Raw genomic sequence first — 23,171 nt, forward strand, 5'->3', positions numbered from 1 at the left:
TGGGGTCAGGGTTCTAAAGTAATTAAAAAAACTGGAGTTAGAGGCTCAAAACGAAAGGATTCTGCAAGAGGAACGCTTCGGGCGATCTGAGCTTGAACCAAATTAGTTCTGAACCCATAATTTTGTGCAACTTGAAGAGCTTCACTTACAGAATGCCAGAGCACTGCTGAAATCAGGATGAGTGGCATGCCGTCTTTTCCAAAACGTTTTATGATGGCTTCTAATATAAGCCCCAGATCTTTGCCTGCTCCGCCTATAAAGATGCGATCAGGTGGTGGCAGTTTGTCAACGAATTCAAGGATATTCCCCAGATAAGGTATTATCTCTCCACAGTGAAAATTCCTAATGTTTGCCTTTAGTTGTTCAAACCGATGGGGATTCTTTTCAACAGAGTGAACTGCTCGCAAAGGAACTCTATAGCAGGCTTCGATGGAAACCGATCCGCTTCCAGCCCCTATATCCCACAATACATCTCCGGGGCGAAGCCTTAGAGCAGACACGGCAAGAGCTCGCACTTCCTGCTTTGTTATCATGCCTCGATCATGAAGAAATTCATCTTCTATCAAAAATCCACCGGTTTTTTCCGCTATGCATCTAGGTAGTATCGCCACAATGTTGGGAGATTCCCAGTGTTTTGATGTAGCTTCTGCTGGGATTAATGTAGTGATTTTTTCTTTATGTGTGCCCAAATTTTCTCCAATAACCATCTCCACCATTTCGCCCATCCTGTGATATTCAAGCAGTTCAGCTATGAAAGAAGGGGATCGAGCTGGACTTGTAAGGATAGCGATCTTTCGACCGAGTCTAAGCCAGTAGAAAAAGTCTCGCCGATCTTCTTTATGCAAGCTGAAAGGCAACACATCATCCCAGGGAAGAGCGAGTTTTGAAAACAGGTATTGTAGAGATGTAATGCCAGGGACCACCATGATTTGACTTCTTCCAAGTGTTTCGCCAATCTGGCGTCCTATACCGTAAAAAAGCGGATCGCCGGATGCCATGATAAGCACTTTCTTAATCTGTGATATTTCCTTGATTCGCTCTATAACGGGCTCCAAAGGAGATCGTATAATAATCTTCTCGCAATCAAATCGGCCTACCGCCTTTAAGAAAGATTCTCCACAAACAATCACATCGGCTTGCTTCAGCCAGTTTTCTAATTCTTGTGGGATCTGGAAGATCTCACCGATCATGCCCGTTCCGACAATAACCACTAGCGGAGAAGCCCAATCTTCGGGCGAAACTGTTTTCATGAGAGATGCTCCTTTACAGGTTAATGTAAGGTGTTTCCTACCAGCAGGGGGTTTTCATCAAAAATCAGTATCATTGTGTTGTGTTTTCCTGCAACAGCCTTTTTGATTCAGTTAGATTGAAAGTAGTTTGACATAGTTATAATGGGTGGTATAAAAGTTTTGGTAGCTAATGGGAAAGATATTAAAGGAAGAAGGTTTAAGAAGGAGCCTGAAAATGCGGGATGTTCATGTAGAAAAGATTGTGGATGCTGTCCGGGATCTCGCCATCAGGGCGAATATTGAACTTGGCGATGATGTTATTACAGCTTTTGAGCGAGCGTTAGATCGGGAGGAATCTCCCACCGGTCGAGACATTCTCAAGCGCCTTATAGAAAACGCTCGGATTGCTCGAGAACAAAGGATTCCGATGTGTCAAGACACGGGTTTTGCCGTAGTTTTCGTGGAAATTGGGCAGGATGTTCATATAGTCGGCGGATCTTTAAGGGAAGCGATTGAAGAAGGCGTAAGGCGTGGATATCAGGAAGGTTATCTTAGAAAATCCATCTGCCACTGCATAACCAGAAAAAACACGGGAGATAATACTCCACCTGTCATTCATTTCGATATCGTGCCGGGAGACAGGTTGAAAATCATTTTTGCTCCCAAAGGTGGCGGAAGCGAAAACATGAGTCGTGTAACAATGCTTACGCCGGCTGTGGGTATTGAAGGCGTTAGAGATTTTGTTATTCAGAGAGTTAAAGAATCAGGGCCTAATCCCTGTCCTCCTACCATCGTGGGGGTGGGGATAGGAGGAACTATAGAACAGGCAGCAATTCTCGCCAAGAGAGCTCTTTTAAGGCCTCTTGGATCACAGAATCCAGACGAAGAACTTAGAGCCCTTGAAGAAGATTGGCTTGAACGGATTAACCGCCTGGGCATTGGTCCTCAAGGACTGGGAGGACGCATCACTTCCCTTGCTGTCCACATTAATATGATGCCCTGTCACATTGCTAGCCTTCCTGTGGCGGTTAACATACAGTGTCATGCTGCAAGGCATAAAGAAGTGGAACTTTAATAAGGAGTTTACCATGTCAGAACCGATACGACTGACAACACCTCTTACCGACGATGATGTAAAGCGCCTTAGAATTGGTGATAGAGTGCTTCTTAGTGGCGTGATCTATTCTGCCCGAGATGCTGCTCACAAGAGACTTGTTGCGCTAATTAAGGAAGGAAAGCCCCTTCCTTTTGATCTTCAAGGGCAGGTTATCTACTATATGGGACCATCTCCGGCTCCACCGGGAAGACCTATAGGAGCGGCTGGACCTACAACAAGCTATCGTATGGATCCTTATGCTCCAGAGCTTATTGCAAATGGACTGAAGGGAATGATCGGGAAAGGGGCTCGCAATGCTGAAGTTAAAGAAGCCATGAAAAAATACGGAGCAGTTTATTTTGCAGCCATTGGAGGAGCAGGTGCTTTGATGTCTCAATCTATCCTTTCTGCTGAAGTTATAGCCTATCCTGAACTTGGCCCTGAAGCAATAAGGCGCCTCGAAGTAAAAGATCTTCCCATTGTTGTTGCTAATGATATCTACGGTGGGGATCTTTACGAAGATGGAGTAAAACGATATGCGCTTTCTTAGCGTTTTGTTTGTGCTGTAAGGGATCACAATCCCTTAATGTTTATTTTGCGTTTTAAATATTCTTTGGAAGAAGGAGGGCGTTAATGAAAAAGAAGGTTGTATTTCAACCGAAAGTGCGTTACCGACTTCATCCAGGTTATATAGCCTGGATTCTTCACCGTGTAACGGGAGTGCTTCTTGGTCTTTACCTCTTCCTTCACATCTGGGTGATCCATCATATAGCTAAAGGAGAAGAATCCTTTAATAGTGTGATGGCGGTTGTAAATTCGCCCTTTTTCCACTTGCTCGAGATCGGGCTTGTGGGAACAGTTGTCTATCATGCTGTGAATGGCTTGAGAGTATTTTTCATGGACTATGGGAACCTCGCTCGAAGAGATCTCTTCCGCAAAGCTACCTATGTGACCTTTGCAGTTTCACTCGTGCTTATGGCTATCGGGGCGATTCCTATGGTTAAGGCTGTGCTATTTGGGCATTAGGAAAGGAGGGATTAAGTAATGCTTGGAAAATATCAGGGGTCTGGACGTTCTGGAGCCTTTGACTGGTATTTCCAGAGAATTTCTGGAATTGCCTTGGTAATTGGGCTGTTTGTCCACTTTGTGGTGCTACATTTTCTTACCGAGCCTCCACTTAACTACGCAAAAGTTATGGCCAGGCTTTCTTCACCTATCTGGAAGACTTTCGATATAGCTTTTCTCGTCTTCGCTATTTATCATGCTCTTAACGGTTTCAAGATGATTATAGACGACTACGTTCATGCTCCAACTTTAAGGAGCCTTCTTATAGGAACATTGTGGGTAGTGGCTATTATTTTCTTCGTAATGGGGTTTTTGACCATTATCAGCCTGTGAGGCTAAAGGAGGTTTGAAAAGAACCATGGGAAACAACATGCCCGATGTAATTATTCATAAACACGATGTGGTGATTGTAGGAGCAGGTGGAGCGGGTCTCAGGGCAGCGCTTGAAGCATCCAAGGTGGTAAATACCGCTGTAATCAGCCAAGTTTTTCCTACCCGATCGCATACTGTTTCTGCTCAGGGAGGCATTGCCGCATCTCTTAGTAACATGGAACCTGATGATTGGCGCTGGCATATGTTTGATACCGTAAAGGGAAGTGACTACCTTGGAGACCAGGATGCCATAGAATTCATGTGCCGTATGGCTCCGGAAATCGTTATCGAACTTGAACATATGGGTATGCCCTTTAGCCGAATTGAAAATGGAAAAATTTTCCAGCGACGGTTTGGCGGTCATACCAAGGAATTTGGTAAAGATGCTATACAGAGAACATGCGCTGCGGCAGACCGGACAGGTCATGCCATGCTGCACACGCTTTTTGAACAGTGCGTAAAAAATCAGGTGATTTTTTACAATGAATTTTTTGCCATCGATTTGATCAAGAACGAAGATCACGTGGTAGGCGTTTTGGCGTGGGATATTGTAAACGGTGGTTTCCACATTTTCCATGCCAAAGCAGTAATGCTTGCTACGGGCGGTTATGGGCGGTGCTACAAGACCACATCGAATGCCCACATTTGCACAGGTGATGGCCTTGGCATGACGCTCCGGATTGGCCTTCCCGTGGAAGATCTCGAATTTGTTCAATTTCATCCCACAGGCATTTATGGCGTTGGTAACCTAATAACAGAAGGTGCACGTGGCGAAGGTGGCTATCTTGTAAACAAAGAGGGTGAGCGGTTCATGAAACGCTACGCTCCCAGAGTTATGGATCTTGCTTCTAGAGACGTCGTCTCACGTGCTATCGCTGAAGAGATCAGAAACGGACGAGGTTGTGGACCCAGGGGAGACTATGTCCTTCTCAAGCTCGATCATATCGGCGCTGACGTTATTAATGAAAGGCTTCCGGGCATTTGGGAGCTGACTTATGTCTTTGCCGGTATTGACTGCACAAAGGAGCCTATCCCGGTCGTTCCAACCTGTCATTACTGCATGGGTGGCATTCCTACTAACTATTACGCCGAGGTAGTAATTGAGAACATGGAAACCCCTGAAACCCCTGTTAAGGGATTTTACGCCGCCGGGGAATGTGCCTGTGTTTCTGTGCATGGAGCCAATCGCCTCGGATCCAATTCACTGCTTGATATTATGGTCTTTGGAAAAGTTGGGGGACAAAAAATGGCAGAATTTGCCGAGTCCCTTCCGGAACATGTTCCTCTTCCTGAAAATCCAGGTAAAAACGGTATAGATAGAGTCATCAAGCTGTTCAATTCGGATGGAAAAGAGCGCATGGGACCCATCTGGGAAGAACTTAAAGAATCAATGGATGCAAACTGTGGGGTTTTCCGCACGGAGGAAACTCTTACCAAGCAAAAAGCCATAATTGATACGCTTATTAAGCGCTTCAAAAATGTGGGAATAGATGACAAAAGCAAGGTTTATAACCTGGATCTTGTGGAAACTCTGGAACTGGAAAACATGCTGGAATATTCAAAGGCGATTGTTGAAGGGGCCCTGGCTCGCACAGAAAGTCGAGGCGCTCATTACCGTGATGATTATCCCAAGCGTGACGATGTAAATTGGTTAAAGCATACTCTTGCTTACCTTGAAGAAGATGGTTCTATTCGGCTTGACTACAAACCCGTTCGGCTTAAACCGCTCACTGTTGAAACAATTATGCCTGCAGAACGGGTCTATTGATACTCAAAATGACACAAAGAAGGGGTGTATCGATGGCAAAGAAAGTGACATTTACTATTTTTCGATACGATCCTGAGAAGGATAAAAAGCCTTATTACAGGGACTATGAAGTAGAAATCCGCCGTCCCGGCATGATGGTATTGGATGGCCTGAACCAAATTCGTTGGGAACAGGACGGAACTCTTGCTTATCGGCGTTCTTGTCGTGAGGGAGTCTGTGGATCTGACGGAATTAATATTAACGGTGTTAACATGCTGGGTTGCATAACCCACATTGAGGATCTAAAGCCTCCTATTGTGATCCAGCCACTTCCTTCCCTTCCCGTAATTAAAGATTTGGTGGTCGATTTTACTGATTTCTTTAACAAGTATTACATTGTAAGGCCTTACTTGATCACTAAAACACCTCCTCCCAGCGATCGAGAACGGTTACAAACTCCGGAAGAGCGAAAAAAACTTGACGGGCTTTATGAATGTATCCTTTGCGCTTGCTGTAGCACGTCTTGCCCGAGCTTTTGGGCTGATCCGGATTACCTTGGTCCTGCGGCACTTCTCAAGGCATGGCGGTTCATCGCAGATTCTCGCGACGAAGGAGCCGATGAGCGACTTGAAACTGTGAACGATCGCCACGGCGTTTGGCGTTGTCACACAATTTTGAATTGCATTGAAGCCTGCCCAAAGCAACTCAATCCTACAGAGGCTATAGCTAACTTGAAAAAGACGATAGTCCAGAGAAAGTTCTAACCTTTTAAGCCTTTTCTGCGGATCGCCTGGGAAGTTATTTGCTCCAGGCGATCCGTTTTTTTAACTTTCCCATTGTTGAGCGTGTTCTAAAAAACGTCAATAAGGGTGGAGAGGGTGTTCTAAAAAGTGGGTGATGTGTTCGTAGCACCGGCCATTTTACGATATTGGTTGGGGATATTGTAGGGGCGACCGGCCGGTTGCCCCTACATGTAAAACAACCTCACAGGGGGAGGATGAAGTCTGTAGTCTGTAGGGGCAGGCCTTGTGCCTGCCCTATTATGGGGCAACCACAAGGGGTTGCCCCTACGATGATGCCTTGAATGACAAAATTCAGCTTGGAAAATCTTCCCAGACTCAGGTGGCTAAAAAACAACCTCAATATATGATTCACCACATAACTGTGGGACAACGTATGGGTTGCCCCCACAAATTATTACGGAGTTTTTTAAAACACCCTCATAAGGGTGGAAAACTTTTCTTCTTACTTTGGTCGCCGAGGACGGCGACCCTCCCAATATTTTAACACCGTCTAGGGAGGGAGGGCGTTCTTGCGGTCTTTTTTTGAGTGTTGCGAACCTATAGACAGGAACCGGACCCCACCCCAACCCTCCCCGTCAACGGGGAGGGAGAAGAAGTCCCCCGTTGACGGGAGGATTTAGGGGGGTTAGTACTTCCGTGCCCTATGCGAACACAGGCTGGGTTAAATAGCAAGTTACTCGAGCCGGTAATTATAAAAGTGCGGTGCTCAACGGCCTTATGTTGGCAGGAGCAGCCTCTACCTAGATCATCCCTGTCAACGGGGAGGGAGTTTGGTAAGGGCGACCGGTCGGTTGAACACACTCTCGGTTACGGGAGCTAATTCTAATGTTCTATAGAGCGGTCTTTATAAGGCGAATCAACCGTTTTGAAGTGGAATGTCTTGTGGACGGAAGAATCCTTGAAGCCTATCTTCCAAATCCCGGGAGACTCTGGGAGATTCTTCTTCCTGGTAAAGAACTATACCTGAAAGAGAGCGCTGGAACCGGAAAGCATCAATTCACCGTTTGGGCAGCAAGGCGCTATGGATCCCCTGTTCTCTTGCATACTCATTACACCAACGACGTAGCTGAATTGTTTTTACGTAAAGGTATTATTCCGGGGCTGGAAAAATTTGTTATCAAATCCAGAGAAGTTCCAATAAAGGGTGGAAGGATCGACTTCCTGATGGAAAATCCCGCAGGAGTAAAGCTTTTACTGGAAGTTAAATCATGCACTTTGTTTGGCGACCGTATTGCTATGTTCCCTGATGCGGTAACAGATCGGGGTAAAAAGCATATTGAGAAATTAGCCGGCGTTACGCTGGCGGATTCCAACGTAAAAGCTGGAGTGCTTTTTATGGTTCATGCTCCTCATGTGGATGATTTTTTGCCCGATTTTCACACCGATCCAGCCTTTTCACGAACTCTTTATGAAAATCGTCATACCCTTATGCTAAAGGCGATTTCAATCAGGTGGGATGATGATCTGCAACCCTGGTTTGTTAAAGATCTAAATATCGCCTGGCCGGTTTATGAGAAAGAAGCCCGCGATAGGGGAAGCTACCTGCTTTTGGGATTTCTTCCGGAAAATCTCACACTATCCGTGGGAAGCATTGGAGAACGCTTTTTCAGGAAAGGCTTTTATGTTTATGTTGGTTCTGCCATGAATTCTCTTTCCCAAAGAATAAATCGCCATCTACGTCGGAAAAAATCCCTTCACTGGCATATTGATATGTTGACACCTTTTTTGAAAAAGCTGACACCTCTTCGGATTGAATCTTCCGAACGGCTGGAATGCCTGATAGCCAAAAGGCTTTGTTCTATCGCAGACTCAACCGTTAGCCGTTTTGGCTCATCAGATTGTAACTGCCCGGGGCATCTTTTCTGGATGATATCAAATCCGCTATATCGCGAATCCTTTATCAAGCTTCTTGTTGATTTTCGTATCAATCGGCTTTTTCCGTGGCATCCAGATAACGCGCTAAAGTAAACAGAAAATCGGCAAGCCGGTTAATATAAGATAGAGCTTCCTGCCTGATTTGTTCCCCTTCGTCCTTTATAGCCGCCATTCGTCTTTCGGCGCGCCTTACTATAGTTCTGGCGACATCTGTTACTGCTCCTACCAGTGTGGCTCCTGGGTGAACGAATTCTCTAGGCAAAGGAACTTCCAGTTGAAGATCCCTTATCCATTTTTCGATGCGCTCGATTGCTTCTGCAGAGATTTTGTATGGTGGATCCTGTTGAGTTGATGCCAGCTCTGCTCCCAGTATTACTAGATCGGATTGTATTGTATCTAGCATTTCTTTAACAAAAGAGCTACGAGTCAGGGCTTTAACAACCCCTACCATGGAACTGGCTTCGTCTAGAGTTCCATAAGCTTCCGGGCGAAGATTTGCCTTTGAAATTCTCTCGCCTGAAAGAAGACTCGTTGTTCCACTATCGCCTTTTTTGGAAAAAACGAAAATCTGTTTAACCGGCTCTGTAGCCATTATTAGATTCACCTCCGCTGGAATAATCTAATGTTTTGGGATGTCGTAAAGTTGCTTCATTACACTTTCGTCGTAGAGCTTGCCAACCTCTTCAAGAAGCTGATTTGTTGCTTCTTCTATTCGGCTTATTTCTTTTTCATCTACCATGTCATCTTCAAGAAAAGCGAAGGAATTTCTGAGCTTCTTAAAATGCTCTACAATTTCCGCTCTTATCATTCCTTCTCCTAAACGATCGCTTAAGTCTAAAATCGTTTCAATACAGCTTTGTAGTCGCCAACGAGCATGTTTTCCGCCTTTATAGTTCTTACTTTTCCAAAACATCTTGTTCCACATTGTTAGCTTGCCCTCAATATCTGAAGTTCTTCTAAAAATGGTGCATAAAAACGTTTTTTTTGAGTTAGTGAGTAATGCAAAAGCTCATCTATCACTTCGAAAGAATTTTTGTTCACCACCAAGTCCACTCCAAGTCGAAAGGCTGCCCATTTGTCTCGCGTTTTCATAGAGCTACTTAACAAGCAAATGAAAAAGCGACGTCTTATATTCATGGGGAGTTTTTGCATATAGTAGAGCAGGATATTGTATTCATGTTGTTCTGTTTTTCCTATAGTTTCATCAATAATGATTATTTGGAAAGATCCTCCCTGAAGATATTTGAATGCATCTCTTCCGGTTCGGGCAACTTTTATGTTGTAGTCTTCCTGATTGAGGAATTTAGAAATTTGCTGAATAGACTGTTCATCCGATGAGCACAGGAGTACCCCTTCTCGCCCATCAAGAAAAAGCTCCTCAATCGAAGTTTCTTCTCGTTTCCACCGTTCAATTTCTACTTCGAATCCTTCCAGGATATCTTCATCTCGCACCAGTTCAATCGTGTTTTGACAATTTGGACATCGCACACGCACTTTTTTGCCGGCCGGGATTCGGTCTGATGGAATGTAAAACCTTTTTTCGCACTTTTCGCAGTAAACTGTTAATTTTGACTGTTCCTGAGGTTTCAGGTGACCTTCGTCCTTTAAGCGAGCCGCTTCAAGAATAAGTTGCTGCCATGGCTTGTGGATTGATATCTTTCCTATCATTTCCGGTTCTGTTGGCACTACATTAAATTCCCCGTTCTGCCAGGAAAGAATCTCATAAAAAGCATCTTCGCCTTCTTTTTCTAGGGTCTGAGCATGAAGAATCTGCCCGCTGGATATGCAAATAGCTCCTTCGCTTGTATCGCTTCTTACTTTGATTTTGAGATTTTCTGTAGTAGATGTGCAAATTAGCTGAATTATGTCGTGCAACCCAATTCCTACTATACTTCCTCTGAATCCCTGAGCCTGGGTTTCCATTGTATGTCCCCTTTTTGCAAAGTGAACATGGTGACTTAGCTTTATTAACATGATAATAATAACATCGGTATGTTCAAATCAGCAAGAGTTGGGAATCGCTTTTTTACAGTTTGGTTACGCTAGGAGCAAAAAGCATGGGTGGAGAATATGTAATTTTCGGCAACACAGGATTGAAGGTTTCGCGATTGGTTTTTGGAACTTGGGTGACGGGTGGATGGGCATGGGGCGGTTCGGATGAAAATGAGTCTCTTAAGGCTATAATTACTGCTTTTGAGAATGGCATAAACTTTATCGATACTGCTCCCATCTACGGTTTTGGCAGAGCTGAGGAAATTGTGGGAAAGGCCATAAAAACCTGGGGAAAGCGAGAAGATGTTGTTATTGCTACAAAAGGTGGCCTTGAATGGGACGAAGGCGGAAAACGAATTCGTAGAAACTCTCGCCCCGAAAGGCTGGCTGAAGAAGTTGATCAGAGTCTGAAAAGACTCGGTGTTGATCTAATTGATCTTTACCAGATTCACTGGCCAGACGAACAGACTCCTTTTGAAGATTCTATGGAAATACTTGTAAAAATTCGGGATGCAGGGAAAATCAGGTTTATAGGTTTATCGAACTTTGCCCCCGATCAGATAGATCGCTGTATTAGTGTAGGTCCTGTCCATAGTTTACAGCCTCCCTATAACATGTTTGAACGGGAAGCCGAGAAGGAAATCCTTCCTTACTGTATAAAGCACGGAATTCCAACCCTTGTTTATGGTGGACTTTGTAGAGGACTTCTTACAGGTAAATTCAAGGGCACTGAAACGTTTCCTAAAGGTGATTTAAGGCGACATGACGACAAGTTCAAATCACCGGCTTTTCAACAATATGTGCAGGTTATTGAAACTATTCGCCGGGAGATAGATCCCGAAAGGAAATACGGAAAAACAATGGCGCAGTTTGCTCTCAGGTGGGCTCTCCAACGGCCTGGAGTGACTACAGTCATTGCCGGAGCCAGGAATCCTCAACAGGCTCGAGAAAATTGTGGTGCTATCGGATGGGAAATAGAAGAAAAGGATATGGTTTTCATCGAAAGGGTTCTTTCTTCGTTGTCTTAAGGAGTGCAACTAAAAAATTTTCCTTTGAGTTATAAGCATTCTTAGAACAGACTTTGTCTCCATTTTTTAGATATACATTGTGTAGTGTCTTGGGATTTATAGGTAGTCTCGGTTTGCGTTTACAAAGCATGGTCTCTTTGTTATAGAGAAAACGCAATATTTTTATGGAAAACAAAGCGAATAGGAGTGGTAACTCAAAACTGTTATGAGTCGATGCAAGAAGTGCCACAGTGGGGGAGGGCGGTCAGGTTCGGGGAATCAACCCTATCAGGATCATTATTTTCACAGAGCCAAGAAAGAAGGATATCTCAGTAGAGCTGTTTACAAGCTGATGGAGATTCAGAAATCATACGGTATCTTAGCTAAGGGTATGAAGGTTCTTGATCTTGGATCGGCGCCGGGTTCATGGCTTCAATTTACAGCAAGTGTTGTGGGTGAGACAGGATACGTGGTTGGAGTGGATCTTCAACCCATTGATCATCCGTTCCCTTCTCATGTGCATGTTATTCAGGGAGATATGAGGGATCAGGAGTTTATCGAAGGTCTTGCCAGTCAATTTGATGCTTTCGACGTAATTATGAGCGATATGGCGCCTGAGACTATCGGAAATAAACATGCCGATTCGGCAAGATCTGCCTATCTTGTTGAGCAAGCCTTTGAACTGACCAAGAAAGTGCTTAAGCCGGGGGGACACTTTCTCGCTAAAATTTTTCAGGGAGAGGACACTCCTAGACTCATTCAAACTATTAAGCAATACTTCAAAAAAGTCAAAATAGTGAAGCCTATGGCGTCACGCAAGGAAAGCAAAGAAGTTTACATCCTGGCGATGTGCAGAAAATAATAGAACTTTAACCGATTTCATAACAAGCACAGCATCAAAACATAAAAGGTAAGGAGGCGAAAACTATGGCTGGACATTCCAAGTGGGCAAACATCAAACACAGAAAGGCTGCTCAGGATGCGCGACGAGGCAAAATATTTACCAAACTTATCAGGGAAATAATGGTCGCTGCCCGTTTGGGAGGTGGAAACCCCGAATCGAATCCAAGGCTCAGAGCAGCCATTTCGGCAGCGAGAGCCGAAAATATGCCTAAAGATACAATTGACCGCGCTATCAAGAAAGGCACTGGAGAAATTGAAGGGGAAACTTATGAAGAAATTACCTGTGAAGGTTATGCCGCAGGAGGAGTTGCTGTTCTTGTGGAGGCTATGACCGATAACAGAAACAGAACGATAAGTGAGCTTCGAAATATCTTTACGAGAAATGGAGGTAACCTGGGAGAAGCTGGCTGTGTATCGTGGATGTTTGAAAAGAAAGGTCTTATTGTGTTTCCAAAAGACAAGTATTCTGAAGATCAGATTATGGAAGTGGCTTTAGAAGCAGGGGCTGATGATGTAAAAGATCAAGGTGATCAGATAGAGGTGACAACCACGGTTTCCGATTTTAACGCAGTCAAACAGGTCTTCGACAATCGCTCAATGGCATACCTTTTTGCTCAGATTACTATGATACCTCAAACTACCGTTCGTATCGACGACCCTAAGCAGGCTCAGCAGGTTATTCGCCTTATGGAGATGCTGGAAGATCACGATGATGTCCAGAACGCCTATGCAAACTTCGATATTCCTGATGAAATCTTGAAGTCTCTGGCATGATGTGCTGCGAATGTGTGCTCGGTATAGATCCCGGTTCGCTTTATACAGGCTATGGGCTTGTTAAGTTTAAAGATCAACACTTCAAGGCCATAGATTACGGAACAATAAAGATACCCAGAAGTATGTCGCTTCCTGACCGCCTGGGGTTGATTTATCGAGAACTTGAAGCGATTATAGCCCGCACAAAACCTGAAGGGGTAGCGGTGGAAGATGTCTTTTTTGCTCATAATCCCAGAAGTGCACTCCAGCTAGGTCAAGCTCGGGGAGCGGCTATACTTGCGGCTGTAAACGCCGGCATTCCGGTTTTTGCTTATTCGGCTCTCGAAATTAAACAGGCCGTGGTAGGATATGGAAGAGCTACAAAAGATCAGGTGATTGCCATGGTAAGGCGTCTTTTGGCGGTAAAGGATACCGTGGATTCTCACGCTGCCGATGCCATGGCCGTCGCCATCTGTCATCTCAACATGTTCAGACTAAAAACGCTTGGAATCAAATCATGATAGCTTATGTTAAGGGAACCTTAACCAGCAAAACTCCTTCCTCCGCTGTAGTGGACGTTAGTGGTATTGGTTATGACATAGCAATTTCTCTTCATACCTTTTACAGTCTTCCAGAACTCGGCCAGGAAGTGTTGATTTATACTTATACCCATGTTCGAGAAGATGTTCTGCAACTATACGGGTTTAAGACTCTGGAAGAAAAAAAAGCTTTTCTTGACCTTATCGCAATAAACGGCGTAGGTCCGAAGCTTGCTCTAACTATCCTTTCCGGTATTGCTCCTGATGAGCTTGCGAGAGCCGTTTACGAACACAATGTGGGACGTCTTCAGAAGATACCAGGTGTTGGAAAGAAGACAGCAGAACGTATTCTCCTTGAAATGAAACACAGACTGAAACCGCCGGAAATGCAATCTTTTAGCGATGTTGTGGAAATGGAAGAAACATCTCCTTATGGGATAGCCTTTGCCGCCTTGATTCAGCTTGGATATAAATCTCAAGAAGCAGAAAGAGCTCTTGCAACCGCAAGGAAAAAGGTGGGCGATACGGCTTCGGTTGAAGATCTTCTGAAAGCATCTCTAAGAGTAATGGCAGGTTAAGAGCTTATGGGTGGGGATATAAGAATATGACAAATAGATTAATCACCCCGGAACCGCGTGAAGAAGATCTTGTTGTAGAACAAAACCTTAGACCCAGAAGGTTGTCGGATTACATCGGGCAGGAGGAGATAAAAGAATCTCTTAGAGTATTTATCGAAGCGACAATACAGCGCGGTGAAGCTCTGGATCATGTTCTTCTTCATGGTTACCCCGGGTTAGGCAAAACATCTCTTGCAACAATTATAAGTCATGAATTGGGGGTAAATCTTAGAGCCACTTCAGGTCCTGTTATAGAACGTCCCGGGGATCTTGCCGCTATATTAACTAACCTGGAACCAAGAGATGTTCTCTTTATAGACGAAATTCATAGATTGAATCCCACCGTAGAAGAAATTTTGTATCCAGCAATGGAGGATTTTCAGATCGACATTATTATCGGTCAGGGACCTTCCGCTCGTTCGATAAAGCTGGATCTTCCGCCCTTTACTCTTGTTGGCGCAACTACTCGAGCAGGGCTTTTGTCGCCCCCTCTCAGGGATCGCTTTGGAGTGATACTGAGGCTCGATTTTTATAAGCCTGAAGAGCTTAAGCAGATTGTCCTTAGATCTGCTCGTATTTTAGGAATAGCTATCGAAGAAGCCGGAGCGATGGAGATTGCAAGGCGATCTAGAGGAACTCCCAGAATTGCTAACAGGCTTCTCAGGCGAGTCCGGGACTTTGCCCAGGTGCGAGCCCAGGGAGTTATAACAGAAGATGTTGCTAGAAAAGCCCTCGAACTCCTGGATGTGGACGAAAAGGGATTTGATGCTATGGATCGGCGTATCCTTCAGCTAATTATCGATCATTACGACGGAGGTCCTGTGGGGATAGAAACTCTGGCAGCAGCACTTTCAGAAGAAAAGGGCACTATAGAAGATGTTTACGAACCCTATCTTATCCAGCAGGGATATATTAGAAAGACACCTCGAGGCCGAGTAGCGACCAGAAAAGCTTACGAACATTTTGGAAAACAGAAAATCACAGGAAAGCAATTAACAATATGGTGAGATTTTTACATCAGGCTGGATATTTGTGGATTTCCTGCTCAAGCCTCACTTTGTTCCACCTGACTGTTAGTGACTCCAGCATTTATAACTTGAATATCTGGCAAGCATCGTCCACTCTTGTTTAATATGTTTCTATCCCAGAAAACACCATCCGAATAGCCCTGAATGTCTTTGCACATTTTAGCCATATCGATTCTTTTTTCTGCAATGCAGCAATAGTGTTCATCAATTTCAATGCCGATGTAATGACGTCCCAGTTTTGATGCTACTACACTTGTTGTGCCGGAACCGAGAAAGGGGTCGAGAATAACATCCCCGGGATTTGAACTTGCAAGTATAATTTTGGCGAGCAATTTTTCTGGCTTTTGAGTGGGATGCTCGGTGTTTTCAGGCATTGACCAAAAGGGCACAGTAATATCCGTCCATATGTTGGAAGGATAGGTTAATCGAAATCTTCCAGCTTTAGTCTCGATCCAGTCTTTCGGTTCCCCTTCTTCAGTTGTATAAGGAGCAATGACTCGCCGCACCAGTTTTACACTTTCAACATTGAAAGTGTAGGTATCAGAAACCGTGAAAAACCAGATATCCTCAGAGCAATTCTTCCAGTTGGCTTTTGAACCTCTGCCTTTTTCCCGTTCCCAGGTGATGCGATTGCGAACCTTGAAGTATTTTTCTCCCACCCGGTGGATGGCTGATGATGAACGCCAATCTCCGCAAATATAGACAGAAGCCGTGTCTTTTAAGACTTTAACGAGTTTTGAAAGCCAGGAATCCAGCCATTGTTCATAAAGTTCCAGAGGTTTTTCGGTAAACTTATGTCCGTTGAAGGATTTGTAAAGGTTGTATGGGGGATCAACAAAAAGAAGATCGACCGTGTTGGAAGGCAACCATTCCAAAATTTCAAATAGATCCTGATGAATGGTTTTGTCCAGTATAGTTTCCAGAGTTGCCGGACTGTTGAGTCTTATAAGCCGACGACGATAGTAGTTAAGCTCTTCCTCGGTCAAAGTTATAGTTTTGTTCCGTGATGCCCGTTGTTTGGTTTGATCAGTTTTATTTTGCATTTTCGGATCGAGTATTCCACTTAGGCTTTTTTCAAGAGCTAGACGTCGCCCACGCAAATTTTACTTTGAGCATTATGTATGGTCAATGTTTTCCAGGTGCTCGAAAATTTCCGCGGACAACTAGGAAACGACCCAATATGTTATTCACCAAAATGTAGGGGCGACGCATGCGTCGCCCCTACATGCACTTCTCGAACCGCCCGGTGCGGACCCGCATGCCGGATGGTGTGGGATGGGATCGGTCAAACTGACCGCCCCTATCCCAATTGGACCTATTGCAAAAACTGCTAGAAAAAATTTTTCGAGCAATCTCTTGCTTTTCTTATGTTTGGTGGGACAGGGTGTGGCGTAAAATCTATCATTCTTGATCGGTTTAAGCTATATATGCAAGCTGTTTAGCAAGGCATAAACTCAGAGGGACAGTGATTAATAACATAGAGGAGAACTCTAATGCGATGGCAGTATGCTATTATTTATCCGGATGATTCAGAATACGGCTGGGCGTGGCTCCATCACGAGACTTTTGGAAAATCTGCTTTTGAACGGATGGTAGTAACTTTGCAAAAAGCTGGCATTAGACATCTTAGGTTGTTTCCGGAGCCTGTAATAGAAGATGATCTGGTGCGTCGGCTTCTGAGACGCCTGCCCTGGGATGATGAACCGGATCGATCAGAACCGATCCTTATAATCAAAGGCGGATTTATCTGGAAACCAGAACTTCTTTCCTGGTTTGATAAAATTATGAACTCCCGTGATCAGGGAAGCATTTGTATTGAAAACAATAAGCCCATTATAGCTTCTTGCTCTTACGGCTTATGGGAAAGTCTGTGGGCTACTTCGGCGAATTTTCCCGAGATTGAAGTTATTGAGCATGTTCCGTCTCATTTGATGCCAGTTCCATCATGGGATGAAAAGGGAATTCTGGAATTAGCCGGCAAACCATCTGACCGACCGCATGTCGTCTGGGTAAGACGTAAACTTTTGCCGTTTCTCAGATTTTGTGCTAACAAAGGCATCCATCCTAATACGATAACCTGGCTTGGTTTTGGAGTTAACCTAGCCGGTTGTTTTTTACTTCTCTTTAAGTCTTATCTTCTGGGCATTCTGGCTACTCTCGTCCTGGTCTTTTCCTGGGTGCTGGATTGTGCCGACGGAAGTCTTGCTCGAGTTGCCATGAAGGAATCGCCTCAGGGGAAGAAATTGGACACAGTCCTTGGAAATCTCTCAAATCTTACGGTCTTTACGGCGCTCATTGTAAGAGAATACGGCGATAGACCTTTCTTAGCCTTCTTGCTAGCTTTATTTATCGTCGTGGGAATACTTATAGCTTATACCATTCACGAACGTGCGCCGGAAAAAACTTCTTATGGGAAATCCGCCGTCTCCGAATGGCTCACCAAGATAAATCACAGAGACTATACCATTTTTCTTTTTGTGCTTGCTCTGTTTGATGCACTGAAGGTTTTTATCTGGTTAAGCCTTGTAGGGGTTCATGTTTACTGGATTGTCGAACTGGCATTGAGAAAAGAGGTTTTTAAAAAGGCGTAAGCAGCCTCACTATTTTATTTTTCTCTCCCTGTTCTAGAGGATAGGCTGAGAGTCTTCCAAGGCGGTTTCTCAGTATGAGTTCCTTTTCTGTAACGTCCACGATGGCAGATGGAACCAGGGGCACTTTGCCTCCACCTCCGGGAAGATCCACAACGAAGTGCGGGATCCCTATGCCTGAAAGCCTGTGACGTAGAGCCTGAAGAATCTCAAGCCCACGACTTACCGGAGTTCGAAAATGAGCCGTTCCTTTCATAAGATCCATCTGCAAAAGATAGTAGGGGCGCACTCTGTGTTTCAGTAAAAGCAGGAATAACTCTCTGAGCGTTTCCGGGTCGTCATTTACGCCTTTTAGGAGAACTGTCTGACTGCCAAGAGGGATTCCTGCCGAGGCCATAGCTTCTAATAGCTCTCTTGTGGGTGTTGAGAGTTCCAGAGGATGGTTCACATGTATGTTGACATAAAGAGGCTGGTGTGAGGCTAGTAGAGCAATTTTTGACGGCGTCACTCTTTTGGGATCGGCTACCGGAAGCCTTGTTCCAATTCGTAGAATTGCTACATGATCTATGGAACGTAAGGAGCGAAGAACTCGCTCAAGGGTTTCTTCTTCCAGAAGAAGAGGATCGCCTCCGGAAATAAGCACATCCCTTACTTCGGAGTGTTTTTTTATGTAATCGGTCACAGCCGAAATGATCTTTTCTGAAAGATCGATTTTGTGTTTCCAGAGCCGTTTTCTTGTGCAGAAGCGGCATCGTGCAGCACATTGGGATGTTACAAGAAACAAAACTCTATCAGGATAGCGGTGCACAAGGTTTGGCACCGGCGAGAGATGTTCTTCTCCCAGAGGATCTTCCAGCCCACCGTCTTCTGTTAGTTCCAGTTCGGTTGGGATAAATTGCCTTCCTATAGGGTCTTCAAGCGACTCCATGAGAGATGAAAGATGAGATGTGATTTTAAAAGGGTATTTTTTGTGAACTTCTCTTAGGGCTAGATTGGAACAGACCAGACGCAACAGCTTCTTTACGGTAAAACCTGGTTCAGAAGGTGCCGTAATCATTGATGACTATCAGACCACCGTAAAGACTTCTTCAAAAGTTTTTCTTTCAGGTCTTGGTAGAAGCGTTGCATCCGGTCGTTTTTTGCCTAAAGCGACCATCATAACGGGAAATTCTCCATCCCCAAGTTCTAAAAACTCTTTGACTTTTTCCACATCAAATCCATCCATGGGGTGAGTGTCCCAGCCTTCGGCTTCCGCAGCAAGTATAAATAACATGGCAAAGAGCCCCACATTTCTTGATGCAAAGGCTATCTCTCGTCCTTCGTATAGTCTGCGCACAGCTTCCTTAACTTTGTCCACAGCCTGTTCCGACATGTAGCCCTTTGCAATTCTATCCTGAAGAGTCTTATCAATGTCGGTTTCGTAAGCTTTACCTCGCCCTACAAACACAAGAATTGCTGACGCTTCTGTAACTTTCGGCTGATTCATTGCCATTTCTTTCAGTTGGGCTCTTTTCTCAGGCGTTCTTACCACAATGACCCGCCATGGCTGAAGATTAAAGGAAGAAGGTGCAAGTCGAGCGGTCTCGTAGATTTTTCTTAAATCATCATCGGTTATGGCAACCGAAGAATCGAAAAAGTTAACTGCTCGCCTTTTTTCGGCAATTTCTCTGACGCTCTTCATTTTCTTCCTCGCTTTCCAGGCTGCTTTCGTGATGGTAACGATCTTTATATCTCATTAAGGATAACAATTCTAGCATCAACCACAAGAACCTCATCCTGGGTTGCAACTATGGGATTTAGGTCTATTTCTTTGAAGGATGGTTTTTCGTAAGCCCATTTAGAAAATCGGTTCAGGAACTGAACTACCATCTTTTCTTCTACGGGTGGTAGATGTCTAAAGCCTCGTTTAAGCTTTTCCCAGCCTTTCATTTTTCTGCACATGGAGAGGATATCTCTTTCGGAAGCAGGCAGCAGAAGAAAGTTAACTTCTTCGAATAATTCAACAAAGATGCCCCCAAGTCCGAAGCTGAGCACGGGTCCGAATTGAGCGTCTCTTATAAATCCCGCAAAAAATTCCACTCCTTTAGGTGCCATGGGTTCAATGACAATTTGAGCTTCGGGATCAAGATGTTTGCGGAGATGGTCAAGCTCAGAGAATGCTTCTTTGAGGGTTTCCTCTGAAGATATGCCAACTTTAACTCCTCCAATATCACTTTTGTGAGAATAACGGCGAGATACCAGCTTCAAAACGACCGGGTAGGACAATCTGTCAGCTTCTCCTTTGGTTTCCTCCCAGGTCTTAACGGCACGGGAAGGAACAACCGGAAATCCTTCATCGGCGAGCATTTTTTTTGCTTCCAGCATGTCTAATATTAGAGCCATTTGTTGCCCACCTCGTTTTTTATAGTTCTTGATCAAGCTTAATTATTCCACGCCTGAAAGCCCTTTTCAGAAGGCTGTTCAAAGCTAGAGCTCCATCTTCCGGGGTAAGATATCCGCATAGTCCCAGACGAGCCATTTCTCTTAGAAGCGGAACCCCTTCCTCAGCGTGAGCAATCATAACAAAGATCATGGATTTTTCTGGATAGCGTTCTCTAAAGGCTTTCCATTCCATTATGGGTGGTCGAATGAGCGGGTTTATGCCCCAGATAAAGAGATATGCGTCAAAATCCTCTTGAAGCACCTGTTCCATTACCGATGCGTAGGTGTTTGGGACAAAGCCTGGTCCTGTTAAGTCTAAAGGATTCTGCAAATCAACAGGGGTATTCTCTCCTATGATTTTCCTTACTCGATTCAACAAACCCTGAGAAAGTGGAGCAAGATTCCATCCTGCTCTGACAGTTCTATCCATGGCAACGATGGCGGGACCTGCGGTGAATGTCATAATTGCCAGCTTGTTCCCTTTAGGAAGTGGCACCATACTTAAGGCTTTGGCTGCTACTGCAACATCACGAGCTGATTCTACTTCTACGGCACCGCACTGTTCAAACATGGCTCGGTAGAGCGCATAATTTCCAGCCATAGCGCCGGTGTGAGTCACAGTGGCTTTAGTTACGGCTTCATGTTTTCCCGCTTTGTAAACAACCACATGGTGAGACGAGTTGATTTCTGCGAGGACTTCATAAAGTCCACGGGGATATTCCATGCCTTCTATGAATAAACAAAATGTTGTGAGACGGTTATCTTCCCGAAGAATAGAAATGTAGTCTTCGAAATCCACGACAGAACGGTTGCCTACCCCTATGAAAAAAGCCGGTTCTATACCGAGACTCTTTATATTTGATGCGATGGTAAGCCCAACACCACCGCTCTGAGACAAAATTGCTATGGATGGGGAAATGGGAGGCTTAGGGGAAACATCCAGGTGAGCAAAAATAGCATGAATGCCATCCAGGAAATTGCAAAAGCCCAAAGTATTTGGTCCTATAATGGGAAATTCGTGTTTAACTGCGCTTTCTACCAGGGCTTTTTCTAAACTTTTACCTTCTTCTCCGCTTATCTCCTTAAATCCTCCTGCCACAATGATTCCTGCAGAGCAGCCGTGCCTTGCGGCTGTGGGTATCATTTCGAGAGCAAGACGATGATTCACAAGGAAAACCACCAAATCCGGTGGGGGAACAATTTCTTCAAGGCTTTTATAACACTTTATACCCATTATGGAATCGTATTTCGGATTTATTGGGAAAACCGAGCCCTTGAATGGCCATCTGAGAATATTGTAAAGAGTCCCAAATCCTACGGCGAGTTGATCCGGCGATGCGCCTACCAGGGCTATACTTTTTGCATAAAGAGCCTTTTTTAATTTCTCTTTCATTACGGAAGAAAGCTTGGTCATGGCAATGTTCCTTCTGGGGGGTTGGTTCGTTGACTCTTGTGTTAGATCTAATACGCCTTTTGACCAATCCGGTCAACGGAAATGCTAAAAGGAGTCAAATCGTGAGCATTGTTGCACAGTTGCTCGCAGATTGTTCAGAACTCCTGGAAAGTCTTAAAGCCTGTATTTGTCAAGCCCAGTGTCCTGCCGCCTTTAGGTGAATCGAAAGTCGGTATTGCTTTACTGGCACATTGTCAATAAGTGCTTGACTATTCTTGGGGGCTTCTGGTATGAAATCTATTGTAAATGGTTGGGGGATCGTCTAACGGCAGGACGGCGGACTCTGGATCCGCTAGTCTAGGTTCGAATCCTAGTCCCCCAGCCATTATTTGTCATTGTGGTCCCATCGTCTAGCGGTCTAGGATACTGGCCTCTCACGCCAGAGACACGGGTTCGAGTCCCGTTGGGACTACCACCAGAACAAGATATCAAGCCCTGGCTCGTAAGTCAGGGCTTTTAGTTTTTGTGGTAATGGGGATAGATAGCGTCCTTGCTGAATTTCTATTGATGGGCGTTAGAAGAGCAGGTAAGTAAGTTCTTCAACCACTTTTACTACAGCGATGAATTAAAACCATCATCATTGCCGAATGGATCATAAAATCCACTGTTTATGTAATCAGAGTTGGATTCGGTATCAAATGTGTTGTCATGACTCAAATCAAATCCGTATGGGTTTCCTTCAACGTCAACGCCTCCTGTTCCACTGATCATTGGAAGACCAGTTGCCGGATTTACTATTGGTCCAGTATTTGAGGTCGAGTAATCAGTAGGTAGGGCGTCAGTTCCATTTATTTCACAATCATCAAGATTGTCGGTGAAAAATCTTAAAAGCCATCTAAAGATTCCCATGTTTATCCACCATATATGGTTATAAGAGCCCCACATTTCTTAAAACTTCGGCGACAGTAGGATCCTTCTTAGCAAGTTCTTTGAGGGCTCTTTCAATTTTTTCTTCTCGCTCTTCCAGTTCTTTGTTCTTTCTTATTGCTGGGGCGAGAGCCGTCCGCCTGTCCCATATGACAAAGCCTATTAGAATGAAAATCCCGCTTATAACCACATACATTAGCCCCTGTAGCCCGTCTATTCTCTGATTTACAGCTTTGAACCCTTCTTCTACCTTTGTTTCCAGCTTTATCAGTCTGTCCCTGTCTTCGAGTGTGAATGGAACTTCTCCGGCGAAACAGAAGGAGGAAATGGCAAGCAAAGAAATTGTTACTATTATGCAGATTATTCCTTTCTCAAAAGCCATTTTTCTATTCATAACCAGCTCCTTTGTTTCTACAAAAGTCCCACATTTCTTAAAACTTCGGCGACAGTAGGATCCTTCTTGGCAAGTTCTTTCAAGGCTTTTTCAATTTTTTCTTCCCGTTCTTCCAGTTCTTTGTTCTTTCTTATTGCTGGGGCGAGAGCCGTCCGTCTGTCCCATATGACAAAGCCTATTAGAATGAAAATCCCGCTTATAACCACATACATTAGCCCCTGTAGCCCGTCTATTCTCTTGTCCAGAGCATCTATTCTCTGATTTATGTTCTTAAATCCTTCTTCTACTTTTGTTTCCAGCTTTATCAATCTGTCCCTGTCTTCAAGGGTAAAAGGAACTTCTCCCGCGAAACAGAAGGAGGAAATGGCAAGCAAAGAAATTGTTAGGATTATACAGATTATTCCTTTTTCGAAAGCCGTTTT

The 23,171-nt window shown here is 44.5% G+C and carries 26 protein-coding genes and 2 tRNA genes; 16 read left to right on the forward strand and 12 right to left on the reverse strand.

The features are described 5' to 3' along the window. Window positions 1-5 precede the first annotated feature (5 nt). Window positions 6-1,250, reverse strand: a complete 1,245-nt coding sequence (gene cbiE / locus WHS38_01605) for a precorrin-6y C5,15-methyltransferase (decarboxylating) subunit CbiE (GenBank protein ID MEJ5299665.1) — start codon at window positions 1,248-1,250, stop codon at window positions 6-8. A 214-nt stretch (window positions 1,251-1,464) separates the two neighbouring features. Between cbiE and WHS38_01610 the strand changes: the two genes are divergently transcribed. From WHS38_01610 to sfsA, 7 genes are all read left to right on the forward strand, one after another. Then, a complete protein-coding gene (locus tag WHS38_01610; GenBank protein MEJ5299666.1) occupies window positions 1,465-2,304 on the forward strand; it encodes a fumarate hydratase in 840 nt (279 codons plus the stop codon). Between the two features lie 13 nt (window positions 2,305-2,317). Continuing rightward, window positions 2,318-2,875, forward strand: coding sequence for a Fe-S-containing hydro-lyase (locus tag WHS38_01615; GenBank protein MEJ5299667.1), 558 nt, complete (start codon window positions 2,318-2,320; stop codon window positions 2,873-2,875). An 83-nt stretch (window positions 2,876-2,958) separates the two neighbouring features. After that, complete coding sequence (gene sdhC / locus WHS38_01620) at window positions 2,959-3,351, forward strand: succinate dehydrogenase, cytochrome b556 subunit (GenBank protein ID MEJ5299668.1); 393 nt, start codon at window positions 2,959-2,961, stop codon at window positions 3,349-3,351. An 18-nt stretch (window positions 3,352-3,369) separates the two neighbouring features. Further along, entirely contained in the window at window positions 3,370-3,723 is a 354-nt protein-coding gene (gene sdhD, locus WHS38_01625) for a succinate dehydrogenase, hydrophobic membrane anchor protein (protein MEJ5299669.1), read from the forward strand. Window positions 3,724-3,748: 25 nt separating this feature from the next. Next, window positions 3,749-5,530, forward strand: a complete 1,782-nt coding sequence (sdhA, locus tag WHS38_01630; protein ID MEJ5299670.1) for a succinate dehydrogenase flavoprotein subunit — start codon at window positions 3,749-3,751, stop codon at window positions 5,528-5,530. A 32-nt stretch (window positions 5,531-5,562) separates the two neighbouring features. Further along, complete coding sequence (locus WHS38_01635; protein MEJ5299671.1) at window positions 5,563-6,273, forward strand: succinate dehydrogenase iron-sulfur subunit; 711 nt, start codon at window positions 5,563-5,565, stop codon at window positions 6,271-6,273. Between the two features lie 864 nt (window positions 6,274-7,137). Beyond that, window positions 7,138-8,280, forward strand: coding sequence for a DNA/RNA nuclease SfsA (sfsA, locus tag WHS38_01640; protein ID MEJ5299672.1), 1,143 nt, complete (start codon window positions 7,138-7,140; stop codon window positions 8,278-8,280). On the opposite strand, the gene WHS38_01645 is transcribed toward sfsA, so the two are convergent. The 3 genes from WHS38_01645 to WHS38_01655 form a co-directional block, all read right to left on the reverse strand. Then, on the reverse strand, window positions 8,237-8,779 hold the full coding sequence (locus WHS38_01645) for a cob(I)yrinic acid a,c-diamide adenosyltransferase (protein MEJ5299673.1): 543 nt from the start codon (window positions 8,777-8,779) through the stop codon (window positions 8,237-8,239). The genes sfsA and WHS38_01645 overlap by 44 nt on opposite strands. Before the next feature lie 27 nt (window positions 8,780-8,806). Next, window positions 8,807-8,995 (reverse strand): hypothetical protein, encoded by a 189-nt coding sequence (locus WHS38_01650; GenBank protein MEJ5299674.1) that lies wholly within the window; start codon window positions 8,993-8,995, stop codon window positions 8,807-8,809. A 119-nt stretch (window positions 8,996-9,114) separates the two neighbouring features. After that, entirely contained in the window at window positions 9,115-10,110 is a 996-nt protein-coding gene (locus WHS38_01655; GenBank protein ID MEJ5299675.1) for a DUF4388 domain-containing protein, read from the reverse strand. Between the two features lie 134 nt (window positions 10,111-10,244). Here WHS38_01655 and WHS38_01660 point away from each other — a divergent pair, with 134 nt between their 5' ends. The 6 genes from WHS38_01660 (at window position 10,245) to ruvB (ending at window position 15,005) form a co-directional block, all read left to right on the forward strand. Then, window positions 10,245-11,207: an aldo/keto reductase gene (locus WHS38_01660; protein MEJ5299676.1), complete on the forward strand. Its 963-nt coding sequence runs from the start codon at window positions 10,245-10,247 to the stop codon at window positions 11,205-11,207. 205 nt (window positions 11,208-11,412) lie between these two features. Then, window positions 11,413-12,048, forward strand: a complete 636-nt coding sequence (locus WHS38_01665; GenBank protein ID MEJ5299677.1) for an RlmE family RNA methyltransferase — start codon at window positions 11,413-11,415, stop codon at window positions 12,046-12,048. Window positions 12,049-12,113: 65 nt separating this feature from the next. Further along, on the forward strand, window positions 12,114-12,863 hold the full coding sequence (locus tag WHS38_01670; GenBank protein MEJ5299678.1) for a YebC/PmpR family DNA-binding transcriptional regulator: 750 nt from the start codon (window positions 12,114-12,116) through the stop codon (window positions 12,861-12,863). Continuing rightward, window positions 12,860-13,363, forward strand: coding sequence for a crossover junction endodeoxyribonuclease RuvC (ruvC, locus tag WHS38_01675; GenBank protein MEJ5299679.1), 504 nt, complete (start codon window positions 12,860-12,862; stop codon window positions 13,361-13,363). The genes WHS38_01670 and ruvC overlap by 4 nt, the downstream gene beginning before the upstream one ends. Then, complete coding sequence (gene ruvA, locus WHS38_01680; protein MEJ5299680.1) at window positions 13,360-13,959, forward strand: Holliday junction branch migration protein RuvA; 600 nt, start codon at window positions 13,360-13,362, stop codon at window positions 13,957-13,959. Before ruvC ends, ruvA begins: the two co-directional genes overlap by 4 nt. A 26-nt stretch (window positions 13,960-13,985) precedes the next feature. After that, window positions 13,986-15,005, forward strand: coding sequence for a Holliday junction branch migration DNA helicase RuvB (gene ruvB, locus WHS38_01685; protein MEJ5299681.1), 1,020 nt, complete (start codon window positions 13,986-13,988; stop codon window positions 15,003-15,005). Between the two features lie 38 nt (window positions 15,006-15,043). Here the strand turns inward: ruvB and WHS38_01690 are convergent, their stop codons facing one another. Continuing rightward, window positions 15,044-16,069, reverse strand: coding sequence for a site-specific DNA-methyltransferase (locus tag WHS38_01690; protein ID MEJ5299682.1), 1,026 nt, complete (start codon window positions 16,067-16,069; stop codon window positions 15,044-15,046). Between the two features lie 450 nt (window positions 16,070-16,519). Between WHS38_01690 and WHS38_01695 the strand changes: the two genes are divergently transcribed. Beyond that, window positions 16,520-17,617 (forward strand): CDP-alcohol phosphatidyltransferase family protein, encoded by a 1,098-nt coding sequence (locus tag WHS38_01695; GenBank protein ID MEJ5299683.1) that lies wholly within the window; start codon window positions 16,520-16,522, stop codon window positions 17,615-17,617. Here the strand turns inward: WHS38_01695 and WHS38_01700 are convergent. From WHS38_01700 to WHS38_01715, 4 genes are read right to left on the reverse strand one after another with little or no spacing between them, the layout of a single operon-like run. Beyond that, a complete protein-coding gene (locus WHS38_01700; GenBank protein ID MEJ5299684.1) occupies window positions 17,604-18,671 on the reverse strand; it encodes a KamA family radical SAM protein in 1,068 nt (355 codons plus the stop codon). The two genes, WHS38_01695 and WHS38_01700, sit on opposite strands and share 14 nt — an antisense overlap. A 9-nt stretch (window positions 18,672-18,680) precedes the next feature. Further along, on the reverse strand, window positions 18,681-19,295 hold the full coding sequence (locus WHS38_01705; protein MEJ5299685.1) for a nitroreductase family protein: 615 nt from the start codon (window positions 19,293-19,295) through the stop codon (window positions 18,681-18,683). A 44-nt stretch (window positions 19,296-19,339) separates the two neighbouring features. Continuing rightward, on the reverse strand, window positions 19,340-19,996 hold the full coding sequence (locus tag WHS38_01710; protein MEJ5299686.1) for an acetate--CoA ligase family protein: 657 nt from the start codon (window positions 19,994-19,996) through the stop codon (window positions 19,340-19,342). Window positions 19,997-20,015: 19 nt separating this feature from the next. Next, on the reverse strand, window positions 20,016-21,449 hold the full coding sequence (locus tag WHS38_01715; GenBank protein MEJ5299687.1) for a CoA-binding protein: 1,434 nt from the start codon (window positions 21,447-21,449) through the stop codon (window positions 20,016-20,018). A 290-nt stretch (window positions 21,450-21,739) separates the two neighbouring features. Between WHS38_01715 and WHS38_01720 the strand changes: the two genes are divergently transcribed. Further along, a tRNA-Gln gene (locus tag WHS38_01720) sits at window positions 21,740-21,813 on the forward strand. 14 nt (window positions 21,814-21,827) lie between these two features. After that, window positions 21,828-21,903, forward strand: a tRNA-Glu gene (locus tag WHS38_01725). A 137-nt stretch (window positions 21,904-22,040) separates the two neighbouring features. Here WHS38_01725 and WHS38_01730 read toward each other — a convergent pair. From WHS38_01730 to WHS38_01740, 3 genes are all read right to left on the reverse strand, one after another. Continuing rightward, on the reverse strand, window positions 22,041-22,337 hold the full coding sequence (locus WHS38_01730; GenBank protein MEJ5299688.1) for a hypothetical protein: 297 nt from the start codon (window positions 22,335-22,337) through the stop codon (window positions 22,041-22,043). Between the two features lie 19 nt (window positions 22,338-22,356). Next, complete coding sequence (locus WHS38_01735; GenBank protein MEJ5299689.1) at window positions 22,357-22,749, reverse strand: hypothetical protein; 393 nt, start codon at window positions 22,747-22,749, stop codon at window positions 22,357-22,359. 17 nt (window positions 22,750-22,766) lie between these two features. After that, window positions 22,767-23,171: hypothetical protein (locus WHS38_01740; GenBank protein ID MEJ5299690.1), on the reverse strand; the 405-nt coding region annotated here is incomplete at its 5' end.

The organism is Thermodesulforhabdaceae bacterium, from assembly GCA_037482015.1.
Lineage (GTDB): Bacteria > Desulfobacterota > Syntrophobacteria > Syntrophobacterales > Thermodesulforhabdaceae > JAOACS01.